This window comes from Glutamicibacter sp. BW77, assembly GCF_002332285.1.
Lineage (GTDB): Bacteria > Actinomycetota > Actinomycetes > Actinomycetales > Micrococcaceae > Glutamicibacter > Glutamicibacter bergerei.
On the sequence record NZ_NRGT01000086.1, the window covers coordinates 63,572 to 76,098 of the forward strand.

A 12,527-nucleotide genomic window follows, 5' to 3' on the forward strand; every position below is an offset into this window, starting at 1 on the left:
AGGGGGTCTAAATGGCTGGTAGCGGCGTTGATATTGCTCAGGCTTACGTCCATCTCATTCCGTCGATGGAGGGTGCGCAGGGAACGATTGCCGACGTCTTGACCCCCGGCGCGAATAAGGCGGGGGAGCAGGCGGGCAAGAGCGCGGGCGGCAAGTTTTCCGGGTCGTTCAAAAAAGGCCTAGTTGCGCTCGGTGCGGCGGCGGCTGTCACAGGCGCGTTTGCTGGCATGTGGAAAATTGGCGACACGTTCGACCAAATGGCTAACTCAATTCGCGTCGGCACTGGGGCGACGGGTGATGACCTTGAAGGTCTGGTGCAGGTTGCCAAGAACGTTGGCAAGACGGTACCGAATGAGTTCGGCGATATTGGTACGGCGGTTGCCGATATCAACACCCGCATGGGCCTATCGGGCGAGACGATGGAAACCGTCGCGGCGCAGTACCTGCAAGCGGGCAATATCCTCGGTGAGGCCGTGGACGTTGGCAAGACTTCCGCGGCGTTTAGTGCTTTCAAGATCGAGGGCGACGACGTTTCTAAGTCGATGGATCACCTTTTTCAGGTATCCCAGGCTACAGGCGTTGGCATGAATGACTTGGCTTCTCAGGTATCCGAGAATGCTCCGGCTGTTCAGGCGCTCGGGTTCAGCTTCGAAGAGACTGCTGTGCTGATTGGTTCGCTGGATAAGGCCGGCCTGAACTCGACTCAGGTCATGTCGTCCATGTCTCGGGGGCTTGTCAACCTTGCCAAGGACGGCGAAGAGCCAGCCGAGGCGTTCCAGCGTGTGCAAAGCGAGATTGGCGGATTCATTGAATCCGGCGACAAGGCGGCCGCGCTGGACTTGGCATCTGAGGTGTTCGGTACTCGCGGCGCCTCGCAGTTCATCGGGGCGTTGGAGTCCGGCGCCATAAACATGGATGACCTTGGCAAGGCTGCAGGGCAGACCGCGGACACGATCCTTGGCACTGCTGAGGAAACTATGAGCTTTGGCCAGCAATGGGATGTGGTCAAGAATAATGCGACGCTGGCGCTAGAGCCGTTGGCCTCGGGTATTTTTAGCACCATTTCCACGGCACTTACTGACATGATGCCGAGCATTCAGGCGTTCGGGTCTTGGCTGGGTGAGAATCAGTGGGTTCTCGGCATTGTGGCGGGAATTATCGGCGTGACTCTGGTTGCGGCTGTTGTGGCGTGGACTACGAGCATTTGGGCGGCGAATGCGGCCCTGCTGGCAAGCCCGATCACATGGGTTGTCCTTGGCCTTGTCGCCCTTGTGGCTGGCATCGTTTACCTTGCGACTCAAACCGAGTTTTTCCAGACCATTTGGGATGCGGTTTGGGGGTTCATTCAGACTTCGATTCAGGTTGCCGGTGACTTTATCGGTTCAACGCTAACTTGGATTAGTGATACGTGGTCTGCTGTTTGGAGCGCGGTATCTTCGTTTGCGCAGTCTGTTTGGGATGCGATTACCGGCTTCATTAGTTCGGCGATCACTGGCGTGCAGACTGTTATTGCGAATGTCGTTTCAGCGATTAGCGCAACGTGGTCGAGCGTGTGGAACACGATCAAGACTGTGGCTTCGGCGGTTTGGGCTGGAATCGTGGCTTTCGTTACGGGCTACATCAATGCGGTGAAGCTGGTCATCTCGACGGTAATCAATGCGATCAAGAGTATTTGGTCAAGCGTCTGGAACGGCATCAAGAGCGTAGCGAAGTCAGTCTGGGAAGGCATTGTTGGATTCGTCAAGACTTACATCAATAACGTCAAGACGAACATTTCAAACATTCTGAACACGATCAAATCTATCTGGTCTAGCGGCTGGAATTTCGTGAAGACCACCGTCTCGAATATTTGGGATGGAATTATGGGCTTCTTTTCTGGCGCCGTATCCACGGTTTCAGGGATCTTTGGACGAATCGGCGATGCGATCATGACCCCGTTCCGCAATGCGTTCAATTCGATTGCCGGATTCTGGAATAACACGGTCGGAAAGATCAGCTTTACTATCCCGGACTGGGTTCCTGGTGTGGGTGGCAGCGGCTGGTCTGTGCCGAACATTCCTATGTTGGCAAAGGGTGGCGTTGTCACGAAGCCGACGCTTGCGGTTGTGGGCGAGGCCGGGCCGGAAGCTGTCATTCCATTGTCGAAGCTATCTCAGCACGTGCCGGAAGGCGGCGGCGGGGGCATGGCTTCCGGCGACGTTGATCGGATTATCTACGCGCTTCAAAAGTTGGCTGAGCGCCCGGTTGAGGTTCAGGCAGATATTGGAGTTAGCGACATTTCTCAGGGTCTTTACGCTCGGGGAAGCAATTCCAACCGATCCAACGGCAAAGTAAGTCTAGGGGGGCCGGTGAGTTGAGTTTTATCTTCGGTGGCGTGGATACAAATAGCCTGGCTGGGGTGACGGCGACTCTTGTTGAGTGGCCGTCACTCGGCGGGTTGTCTTTGGAAACTGAGGACACAGAAGGCCGGGATGCGCGGTATTTCTACGGCGCTTCTCAGTCTCACACGGCGTTCACTTTTGACGTTCTTATCGAGGGGTCTACGCCGGAACAGGCTGCAGAGCGACGCGATAATTTCGTGGGCTTGATTGCCCCGCACCGTGGCGCGCAGAGCTTGATTGCCGAGCTGGATACGGCATGGCAGTGGTGGGAAGTCATGGTTTCGGGCCAGATCGACTGGCGCCGTGCTGGCTGGCATCGCGGTAAGAGCTTCACGTTGCGCGCTGATGTTTCATTCGAGACGGTGGGCGATGCGGCGGCGATGGAGGCCGAACAGGTGCCGGTTAGTTTCGCTTCGTCGCTTTCGTTCACTTTGGATCGTGGAAATACGGTTGCTTATCCGCAGATTGAGTTTCCATCTGGCGCTCAGGCGACGGTGAAGGTTGGCGGCTTTGAGGTTGTGGTTTCGGCTACGACTTCGGGGCGCACGAACGTTTTGGATTATCAGGCGATGGAGTTTTATCAAAAGGATGCGACGACGGGCGCGAGGTTGGCCAGCATCGTTCGTTTTATGAGTCATTTTCGCCGTGCGTCGTTTACGCCGGGGCAGACGGTGAGTGTTTCGGTGCCGGGCGCGCCTACGGGTTCGCGTCGCTTGTATGCGAATGCGCGCAGGATTTAGGGGGCTCTTTTGTGGGATAACCGTTTTTCGTGGTCTGGGGAGGTTCCGACTTCATACCCTGATTTGAATCCTGTTGCGTTGCAGCGTATCGCGCCAGCCTCGGGCTTGGATTATGCGGATGCTGTGACCCCTTCGCGCATGTGGCAACGCGTGGTCGGCGGCGCGAATGATGGATACGTTGCGGGCCAGTGGGGCTACCAGATGGGTTTGAATCAGGTAAATCCGGCGACTGATCAGGGTGGTTTCAAGCTTCCTCATTTCAGTGGCTTGTGGCCTTCCAATGGAAAGCTCTTGATGGGCTTGTGGACGCGCCAAAGTTACGTCATGGCACATTCTCCGCTCATGTCTACGCGAGGCGGTTCTAGCCCGGTTGCGTACTTGGCGACGGCGGCTAGTGGCCGGTTGCGTCACCAGGTGTATAGCTCGACTGGTGCTAGCTTGCTTGACCAGTATGAGGATACGCCTTGGGTGCAGACGCTCGGTTGGCAGTTTGTTGGGCAGTTGCTTGATTATGGTGCGCAGACTTCGCAGCTTTTCAGCGTGCTTGCTGAAACTGGCGCGTCTTGGATCGGCCCTGTGCGCGCCTTGGCTGGTACGCCTAACCCGGCTTCGACGGCTGATCTTGATGTGTACGCTTTGCAGTCTGCTGGGTATTGGACTACGGGCGTTTTTGACGAAGCGCTAGTAGCTCACCCTGGGGCAAGTTTCGACCTGCCAGGGTTCGTTGATTCGGTGGCTCTTGGCAAATGGGCAGACGGGCAAAAGGACGCGAATCGGACACGCTACACGTTGAGCGAGTCATCTATTACCGCCCAAGTTGCGGGCACCCTTTCGACGGGTGCTGAGCGGGTTTCGTGGAGCGCTCAGCCTGTCGTTACGGGCGCACCGGCTGAGGTTACGCCTTATTGGTCTACTGACGCTGGCGCGACGTGGCAGACGGGCTCGCAGCTTCCCGCCGCGTTGAATGGCCTGTTGCGGTGGACTGTGCCGATGACGGTTGGCCAGTCATTCAGCGGTTTCACGGTGGACGTTCCGAGCGAGCCAGCGCCGACGCTTGAAGCTATCCCGAATCAGACCTTGGAACAGGGCGGCCTGGTCAATATTCCTTTGGTGTTCTCTAATCAGGGTGCGCCGTCGTGGAGTATTAGCACGCCGCCTGTCGCTTCGGCGACTATCTCAGGTTCGGTGCTTACTTTAGCCTCGGGCTTCGAAGTCGGCGACGGTCAAGTGACGGTTACTTTGACTGAAGAAATTGGGCGCAAGGTTTCGCGTACTTTCACGGTGACGGTGACGGCGCGTGAGTGGGAAGCTGGCGCGCCTCCGAATTATCCGCATGCTCCGATCATTCTTTGTGACGGTAACGATGTGCCGGTGACTGTGATCATTGATTCTTTGGGTGCTGTGGTCACGTCTGAGGTGAACGGCGAGCATAAGTTTGAGTTCACTTTGCCCGCGACTCATAAGTACGCTTCGACGTTGACTAGCGAGCGATTCGTTGAGGTGGAGGGGGAGCGTTACCGGATTCGGCGGATCACGGATAAGCGGTCTGGCCGGAAGGTTCACACGTCCGTTTATGCTGAGGCTGAATTTTATGATTTGGCTACGGCTGGGCAGATTGACGCGCAGGAGTTCCGGCAGGTGGCGGCGGGCGACGTGATGACTATCGCGTTGGCTGGCACGGGCTGGTCTGTGGACGTGGCGAACGTGCGGACTTTGCGCACGTATTCGATTGAGAACACGAATCCGCTCGCCCTGTTGCGTGAGGTTCAAAAGAATCACGGCGGCGATTTGGTGTTTGATAACCGCAATCATCGGGTTTCACTGGTCACGAATTCGGGCCGCGATAACGGCGTGGCGTTCTTCTACGGCAAGGGTCTGAGCGATCCTAAGCGCGTGATTGATACAACCTCGCTAATCACCCGGATCTATGCGCGCAACGCGGACGGGCAAACCATCGCCTCGGTGAATAACGGTGTGCCGTATGTGGAGGATTATTCGCACACGTCAGAAGTTCGTTCGGCGACTTACGATTTCAAGTCTGGCACGTCGCCTTACACGATGCTCGCAATGGCCAACGCGACCCTGGCAAACCGTTCGAAGCCGTCGTATTCATACGAGGTCACGGTTGCCGATACAGGCAACGAGCTTGACGCGTTCGATGCGGGCGATTTCGTGACGGTAGTTGACGAAGAGATTGGTATTTCGGACACGCAGCGCATTGTGCGTTTGGAGTACGACATTATCAAGCCGTGGCGCTCGGGCATCACGCTCTCGGCCAAGCTTCGCGAATTAGGCTCTTCGGAATCCACGGACGCGGGTTTGCTCACGACTGATGCTGGCGCGTCCGCTTTTGACCTTGTGCCTTTCAACCTTCTACTGAATGCACGCTTCGATAACGGGCTGGCTCATTGGGCTAGCCTCGGCGCGGAAGTCGTGGACGGCGAAGGCACGGGGGATCAAGCGGTCATGTTTAGCGGGCCGGGCGAGCGGTGGATTGAGCAGACGGTCACGCCGGACAATCGCGAATCGTATGCTTTCAGCTTTGACGTGCGCAGTACGGGGCCGACTGGCTTCGTGCCTGATCTTGGCGTTGAGGCTGTGGTTACTTACGCGGATGGAACGTCTGAGACTATCCAGCTCGAAATTTCTTAGGGGGTCACGTTGCAGGGAACGTTACGCACGTCGGGTAATCCGAATCTGATCAAACTGCGCGTGACCTCGAAGGGCTTGCCGACCGGCGCGACGGTGGAGGTAACCGACCTGATGCTACAGCCTGGGGGCGTGGTGTCGGGTTGGTTGCCCCACGTAACCGAAATGCCGTGGTCGGCGGGGATTGTGCCACCGGAAGGGGCTGAGGAATTGAACGCCAGAATTGACGCACTCGAATCTCAGGTTGCGGAGTCGCAGATTTATTTGAACCGTATTATGGCACCGGCTCAGGTTTGGGTTGGTGATTCTTCGGGCAATAACGCGCATGTTGAAACGCTTTGGGATGCTGACCTTGGCTGGGTTTCGTGGATTGATGTTGCCGCGTTGCCGGGCTCTGGCGATATTGGTTTTTGGTATCCGAGCAGTGATGCGGTTCAGTCGTCGTCTCGTCCTTATGGTTGGTCGATGCAGGTCTTCACGCAGGGTTTGGCGGGTGTTGGTTCGTTGCGGCCTCGTGTGGATTATATGAATGGTGCGACGGTGGCGGGTTCGAATGCTGAGTTGTCGTTGACGGCGTGGCCGGATTGGTCTTACCGGGTGGAGCACGATTTCATTCTTCCGGCTTCTCGTGCGGCGCGTCCGGCATTCGTGTTGGTTGGCAAGACGGCGGGCGCGACGGGGCGCATTGGTTTGACTCGCCCGAAGCTTGGCACTAAGTCGGAGAGGAGCCAGTAGTGATCGATTTGCCTGTTGCGACTCGTCAGCCTTATCCTTCGAAGAATCCTTGGTATGACGTATCCCAGTATCTCGCGGGCGGCCTTACGCCTTATGCTGATCAGTCGGTGATTTCGTGCGCTGACGGGAACTTTGTTCATTATTCGTTCCATATCCGTATTGATAGGCAGTTCCAAGACCCTGACTACGTTTACCTTTTTCGGTCAATGCACCCATCTTTGAAAGTCGCAGCGAACGGCAAGGCTTCGGGGTGGTTCGGTAGCGATGTGCACGGCGTTGAGTTTGGAACTCACGGATGGATCGCAATGCCGATATGGCGGTCACAGGGGATCACGCTGGCCGATTACGGCATGGTGTTCCTCAACCTGACCGCAGCCAGGAGTAAACCATGACTGAGTTGGAACGCCTCGCGCAACCTTACCCAGATAATAAGCCGTGGGTTGACCTCATGGCTTTTATCGAACCGTCTTGGCGCACTGGCATGAACACGGCGTCGTTCCATTTCAACGGTCTGATTGAGGGCAATACGGCGCATTTGCATTTGCGGACGCGCCGGGGCACAAACTCGATAGTCGCTCTGGATCTGCCCGATGCGTTCGTACCGGAGGGTAACAAGATGTTGCAAGCGTTCTCGCCGTGGCATGACTTCGGGATCGGGATGCACTTGCGCACAGACGGAACGTTACGCCTCTACACGCCGGGGAGAAGCTTGGCGGATGGGTCCGTGGAGGATCTTTCGTTTCAATATTCCTACACGCGGAAGGTGGGCTGAACCATGAATCTTGTTCCGAATCAGGCGTACCCGGACAAGGCCTCGTGGGTGCAGGTCGAAGGGATATTCGTCAATGGGTGGATCGGTGACGGCACCCGGTTTCTTCGCCTAATAATCGACGGGAACAACGTTTCAGTCAGTGGCCGGATAGTCATAGGCAGTTCGCGCCGCATCGCCGGTTATCTGCCCGGCGAGTTTCGCCCACCCGTGAACCAAAGCCTGCCCGCCTTCATCCAGAACGGGCCACCGTGCATCATGGAACTTTGGGCGGACGGAGCAATCGCATTGTCATTCAACAGTCTGGGGATGACTGAGGCAGAAATGCTGACCGCCTACGCGGGGCGGGACGTATATGTGTACGGCAACTATCCGAGGCGAGGTTTGGCGTAATGGCTATCGATCTTCCGCAACTGCCGTCTCGTTATCCCGACCAACTGCCGACCTACGATCTTTCATCGTTGCTTGTTAACGGCATCACTGCCAAGCAATCCGGGAGCGTCACGGCGGCGGTTGGTGCTAATCATGTTTATTGGGATGTGCGCGTAGTTACTTCCGGAGCGATCGACCCGGACTATACGCGGTTCCTTGAAGGCATCCCGGTTGAGTTGATGCCACCAACACACATCACGCGATTGGCTTTGCATGGTGTTAGCGCGGCACAAGTTCAGTGGAATGCTTCATGGAATTTCATGCAAACCTACGGCGTGCGAATAGCAAACGGTGAACTCAGCTTTGAAGCACGCACACTACGGAGGCCAGCATGAGCAGTATTTACGACTTCCCGAAAATGCCGATGCCTTACCCAGAGCAAAACCCTTGGTACGACTTATCAAGCCTTGTGCTCAACGGGTGGGCGGCTGACCCGGTGAGCTTCCCTTTCATGGCGAAGATCGACGGCAACGAAATCAGCATCTACCTACGCACGCGGCGCGGAACTGACCGGTTCATCACGAGCGACTTGCAAGACGAAATTATCCCGGCTGGTGACCGAGTTTTTGGAGCATACGCCGCAGCGCCCGGCGACATAGCGTTTTGGATGCGAACGGACGGGCGAACACAAATCTTCTCCATCACCGGGGATTATGCGACGCTCACCAACGGGAGCCTGAGTAACTACGTGGTGGAATCCACCTACCTACGGAGGGCATCGTGACCGAGCTAGCACTTTTGAACACCGCATACCCGGACACTAACCCGTGGTTCGACCTACGCGAATACCTAGTCAACGGCTGGCGCTCGACAGGCTCGCAAACATGCGGAGTCTCGGCCTTACCAAACCTACTTTTCTGGCCAATGCGACTCGTCGGGGATGACGCAACAAGCAATCAATTCATGGCGGGCATCCCACTAGCGCTCTTGCCACCGCAAAACCTACCCTTGCCGATTTACATGCCGGTCGGGGCCGCATACTGCTACGTGAACCGCACAAGCCGACTCATAAGCTATTCATCTAACACAATGGCCGGGTTGCCCCTGTGGGATCGAAAAGGCGAGCTAATCGTCACCGGAATGACCCCGCGAGGATTGCCGTTCTAGGAGGTCAAATTGCGCCTACAGCAACCGATCTACGTTGATAAGCCTGTTGCGTCGATCAAGCTAAAAATCAGCGCGACAGACGTGCCAACGTCCGCGAGCGTCACGATCACAGATATCCAGTTGCAAGCCGGCGAACAACCGACCGGAGTCGTGCCAAACCCCGCCGAAGTCGGAACAACGATAGGCCGGGCGCAATACCGCAACGGAGTAATCAACCCCGGCTTGCAAGTCGTCGCCCTATCCAACGCAGACAAAGCCGCGCCCGTATACATGCGAATCCGAGGCAAGGGCGAAACCCGCGTCGGCGCATACAAATTCGGGGCACTCAACGGCGTTGCCGAAGTAGACGGACTCAATCACTACGCCTCGCAAGGCTACGGGCGCGCACCGATCATTACCGAGCGCCAAGACCTCACACTAAACACAGTCCTAGCCGGACGCGCACACCTACAAGCATCATGGAATGAGAGGTCATAATGGCGAACGTTTGGGCATGGGTTGGCCTATCTTGGACCGACCGAATCCGGCTAGTGCTGGATCAGTACGGCGACCGAATCACCGACCTATCAATATTCGGCTGGATCGTCGCCAAAGACGGCACACTCACCGAAACATTCGACCCCGCGCAGCTCGACGCATACCGGGCAAAATGGCCGCACATCCGCTGGTGGGGTTGCTTCCGAAACATGGATGACCCCATAGATGGGCCATACACAATCTTCGAAGCGTTGCGCGACTCAGCGACCGCCCGAAACCGCCTCGCTGATGAAGTCGAAGCGAAAATGTTCGACATGTACCCGTGGCTTCACGGCGTAGATTTGGACATGGAAGCGGGCGGCAATGCGCGCTCGGCCGATTCCGAAGAGCTCTTTCGAGTCATCACCAACCGGGCGCACACGCTCGGCAAGAAAGCATCTGGCGCACTACCCGCACTGACAGCTACCGGTTCAGTCGGCGGTGAAAACTGGGTGCGCTACAAGCAGCTCGGGCAGATCCTCGATCACGTTTCAATCATGTCCTACGACTTCGCTTGGTCCGGTAGTGCGCCCGGCCCGGTATCTCCCGGCTTCTGGCTTGAACAGGTTTACGACTGGGCATACACGCAGATCGACCCGGGCAAGATCAGCATGGGCATTCCGCTCTACGCCTACTTCTGGTCGATCCATGATTACCCTTCATCCTGGGGAGCTACCCGGCGAGGCGTTTCAGGCACTTACTACAGTGCGTGGCAGTACTTCACCGGGGCGCGCCCTTGGTCGGACACCGGCACGCATGAGGCCATTGGCTGGCTCTGCTACCGCGATGAGTCCAGCAAGACGCTCTGGGGAGTGCTTGAAGGTTACGACTGGCTGGAAGCGACGCAATGGGATTCAGTGGCCGGCGCAGTCGGTGGAGAATTCCAGAGCAAGCAATACGCCGTCCGCTACGGGCAGCCGGCCACCGTGCCAATTTGGGGTGTCACCGACAACTCAGTCGGCAGCTCGCGGATTGATTACAAGATGCGCGCCGAGCCGGTCATTGCATCCAACGGGCAGACGGTAACCCCGAAAGTCGGCTTCACGCTCACAACCGAGCTAATCCAGCGCGAAGCAATTGCCGCGACAATCATTGACGATTATGCGTCGAGTAGCCAGCAGCTCAGCAACGTTTACAGTGAGCCTTCGGGCGCGTGGGCTTTCGAGCAAGTTACCGACACGTATAAGCAATATCGGGGCACAGGCGAACTCGTTTTTGATAACGCGTTCGGCGCGCAGCCACTCTATGCAATGGCACGCTTCCAGTTCGCAACGGGCGGCACGTTCTCGGTCACGTCGCAAGGCATCACCGCGGAACTCACGAACACCGGCACGCTGCGGCTCATGCGCGGCACAACGGTACTCCGCTCAACGAACGTCGGCGCGCAGCAGGTCGGAGCCACCGCGCAAGTTGGCCGGTGCGTGCTCGCCTTGCGGGTGCGTGAGGGCTCGGCTCGCGTGTACTTCTCCAACGCAGAAACAACGATTCCTATGCGACTCGAAGCGACCACCACGCCGCCCGGAGGCGCGACGGGCTACAAGGCAACCGGGCAAGCATGGATTGACCATATTTACTTGGGTGACGGGTGGCTCTATCAGCCACGCGAAGCAATCGAAGTAGAGATAAACGGTCAACGAAAAGTGCTCGGTCGAGTCGAGCGAACCAATGTCACATGGGATTCGCAAAACCGATTCCGACCAAACACCGACGTGGAAGAATCCGCAACCCGCGAAACCGGGTACGCGCTCGACTGGGTATTTACTCACTGGAAAGACGCGCCGATAAACCCCGGAATCGAAACTACGGTCACCATTCGGCCACTCGATCATGACGCATGGATTGGTCGCAATTACATTTTGGATCGCGACGGCGGATCGCTGGTGTACTTCACCGACGCGACAACCGTTGTCCACTGGCTAGGCCGCGCAGTCCTTGACTGGGGGTTACAGGGGGTTGCTCTATGGTCAATCGGGCAAGAGGACGTGAGAACCTGGTCGGCGATTGCTGGCGGTGAGTTCAGTCAAGCAAGTAAGCGTTTGGACGATTGAGTCAACTATTAATTTAGTTCCCAAATTGGTAGAATTAGGGGTATAAGAACGGCCTCGGAAAGTGCGGAAACACTAACCGAGGCCTACCCCGAATCTAGTATCAGTAGAAAGGGGCTACCTGCAATGGTACCCAATTCATCTTCCCCCGCCAAAACTTGCTCATTCGACGGGTGCGCGAAGAATGTAAAAACTCGTGGCCTATGCCAAGGCCACTACATGCAGAAGTGGAAAGGAAAGCCACTCACGCCGCTTGTTGGGCAGGCTCTCACGAACGGAATGACAAACCTTGAGCGCCTGATGTTTCGAGTCAAAAAGACCAAATCGTGCTGGAATTACACTGGCTCATTGGTTGATGGTTACGGAAGTTTCCACTACAAAAATCGTACATACCTAGCTCATCGGGCATCATACGAAATGCAAGTCGGCGTAATACCCGAAGGGAAGTTCCTTGACCATATTTGCCACAACCGAGCTTGCGTAAACCCGGCGCACCTCCGCGTTGTCACGAACAAGCAGAACATCGAAAACATCGCCGGTCCACACCGTGACAGCAAGTCGGGAATACTCGGCGTTGGATGGGATGCAGCTAAGGATAGGTGGGTTGCCAGAGTCATGCATCATGGCATCACCTACGATCTTGGAACGTTCCGCGACCCCGCCGAAGCTGGCGAAGCGGCAAGGGTGAAGCGTCTCGAATTGTTCACGCATAACGACATTGACCGTCGCGCATCATAACTACTACCTCAATGGCTCTCGTTTCGACGGGGGCCATTGCTATATCCGAAAGGTGATTTGATGCCTACGTGGCTCAACATTTCGACCGCCATAATCGAAGCCGACGAAAACCAAAAGGCCATAATCACCGAGCCGGTGATACTCGGCCTAATAACTCTCTTCGGCGTCATCTTCACAGCTTATCTAACCTATCTTGGCGTAAAAGCTAAGACCGACCGGGCACAGCAGGACTCAGACCGGCGCCGAATGTCGGCAATGGAAAACCGGCTGGACATGACCGAGCGGCGCAACGTGGGGCTATGGGCTTATTGCCGGGCTCTCATTGACCATATTTACAAAGGCGGGGGAGCGCCGCCGCCAGACCCGCCCCACACGATCAAAGACCTATTCGACTAGTGAACTGCTCCCCAAATGT

At 56.6% G+C, this 12,527-nt stretch carries 14 protein-coding genes; all 14 read left to right on the plus strand.

The genetic code is table 11. The features are described 5' to 3' along the window. Positions 1-11 precede the first annotated feature (11 nt). The 14 genes from CIK74_RS17430 (at position 12) to CIK74_RS17495 (ending at position 12,508) form a co-directional block, all read left to right on the plus strand. Complete coding sequence (locus CIK74_RS17430) at positions 12-2,357, plus strand: phage tail tape measure protein (protein WP_096257685.1); 2,346 nt, start codon at positions 12-14, stop codon at positions 2,355-2,357. Further along, positions 2,354-3,121: a hypothetical protein gene (locus CIK74_RS17435; protein ID WP_096257686.1), complete on the plus strand. Its 768-nt coding sequence runs from the start codon at positions 2,354-2,356 to the stop codon at positions 3,119-3,121. Before CIK74_RS17430 ends, CIK74_RS17435 begins: the two co-directional genes overlap by 4 nt. A 78-nt stretch (positions 3,122-3,199) precedes the next feature. Beyond that, a complete protein-coding gene (locus CIK74_RS17440) occupies positions 3,200-5,773 on the plus strand; it encodes a phage tail protein (RefSeq protein WP_096257687.1) in 2,574 nt (857 codons plus the stop codon). A gap of 9 nt (positions 5,774-5,782) precedes the next feature. After that, positions 5,783-6,505, plus strand: a complete 723-nt coding sequence (locus tag CIK74_RS17445; RefSeq protein WP_096257688.1) for a hypothetical protein — start codon at positions 5,783-5,785, stop codon at positions 6,503-6,505. Then, positions 6,505-6,897 (plus strand): hypothetical protein, encoded by a 393-nt coding sequence (locus CIK74_RS17450; RefSeq protein WP_096257689.1) that lies wholly within the window; start codon positions 6,505-6,507, stop codon positions 6,895-6,897. The genes CIK74_RS17445 and CIK74_RS17450 overlap by 1 nt, the downstream gene beginning before the upstream one ends. Beyond that, positions 6,894-7,277 (plus strand): hypothetical protein, encoded by a 384-nt coding sequence (locus tag CIK74_RS17455; RefSeq protein ID WP_096257690.1) that lies wholly within the window; start codon positions 6,894-6,896, stop codon positions 7,275-7,277. Before CIK74_RS17450 ends, CIK74_RS17455 begins: the two co-directional genes overlap by 4 nt. A gap of 3 nt (positions 7,278-7,280) precedes the next feature. Beyond that, positions 7,281-7,667 (plus strand): hypothetical protein, encoded by a 387-nt coding sequence (locus CIK74_RS17460; RefSeq protein ID WP_096257691.1) that lies wholly within the window; start codon positions 7,281-7,283, stop codon positions 7,665-7,667. Continuing rightward, positions 7,667-8,041, plus strand: coding sequence for a hypothetical protein (locus CIK74_RS17465; RefSeq protein ID WP_096257692.1), 375 nt, complete (start codon positions 7,667-7,669; stop codon positions 8,039-8,041). The genes CIK74_RS17460 and CIK74_RS17465 overlap by 1 nt, the downstream gene beginning before the upstream one ends. Continuing rightward, positions 8,038-8,430, plus strand: coding sequence for a hypothetical protein (locus CIK74_RS17470; protein ID WP_096257693.1), 393 nt, complete (start codon positions 8,038-8,040; stop codon positions 8,428-8,430). The genes CIK74_RS17465 and CIK74_RS17470 overlap by 4 nt, the downstream gene beginning before the upstream one ends. After that, on the plus strand, positions 8,427-8,813 hold the full coding sequence (locus CIK74_RS17475) for a hypothetical protein (RefSeq protein WP_096257694.1): 387 nt from the start codon (positions 8,427-8,429) through the stop codon (positions 8,811-8,813). Before CIK74_RS17470 ends, CIK74_RS17475 begins: the two co-directional genes overlap by 4 nt. Positions 8,814-8,822: 9 nt before the next feature. After that, a complete protein-coding gene (locus CIK74_RS17480) occupies positions 8,823-9,290 on the plus strand; it encodes a hypothetical protein (protein ID WP_096257695.1) in 468 nt (155 codons plus the stop codon). Continuing rightward, a complete protein-coding gene (locus CIK74_RS17485) occupies positions 9,290-11,377 on the plus strand; it encodes a glycosyl hydrolase family 18 protein (protein ID WP_096257696.1) in 2,088 nt (695 codons plus the stop codon). The genes CIK74_RS17480 and CIK74_RS17485 overlap by 1 nt, the downstream gene beginning before the upstream one ends. Before the next feature lie 216 nt (positions 11,378-11,593). Next, a complete protein-coding gene (locus CIK74_RS17490; RefSeq protein ID WP_170947935.1) occupies positions 11,594-12,112 on the plus strand; it encodes an HNH endonuclease signature motif containing protein in 519 nt (172 codons plus the stop codon). Between the two features lie 60 nt (positions 12,113-12,172). Then, positions 12,173-12,508, plus strand: coding sequence for a hypothetical protein (locus CIK74_RS17495; RefSeq protein WP_096257698.1), 336 nt, complete (start codon positions 12,173-12,175; stop codon positions 12,506-12,508). Positions 12,509-12,527: the final 19 nt, after the last annotated feature.

Coding starts and splice junctions, on each gene's coding strand:
- CIK74_RS17455 (WP_096257690.1), top strand. CDS start 6,894: ATGACTGAGTTGGAACGCCTCGCGCAACCTTACCCAGATAATAAGCCG.
- CIK74_RS17490 (WP_170947935.1), top strand. CDS start 11,594: ATGCAGAAGTGGAAAGGAAAGCCACTCACGCCGCTTGTTGGGCAGGCT.
- CIK74_RS17495 (WP_096257698.1), top strand. CDS start 12,173: ATGCCTACGTGGCTCAACATTTCGACCGCCATAATCGAAGCCGACGAA.
- CIK74_RS17470 (WP_096257693.1), top strand. CDS start 8,038: ATGAGCAGTATTTACGACTTCCCGAAAATGCCGATGCCTTACCCAGAG.
- CIK74_RS17485 (WP_096257696.1), top strand. CDS start 9,290: ATGGCGAACGTTTGGGCATGGGTTGGCCTATCTTGGACCGACCGAATC.
- CIK74_RS17460 (WP_096257691.1), top strand. CDS start 7,281: ATGAATCTTGTTCCGAATCAGGCGTACCCGGACAAGGCCTCGTGGGTG.
- CIK74_RS17465 (WP_096257692.1), top strand. CDS start 7,667: ATGGCTATCGATCTTCCGCAACTGCCGTCTCGTTATCCCGACCAACTG.
- CIK74_RS17430 (WP_096257685.1), top strand. CDS start 12: ATGGCTGGTAGCGGCGTTGATATTGCTCAGGCTTACGTCCATCTCATT.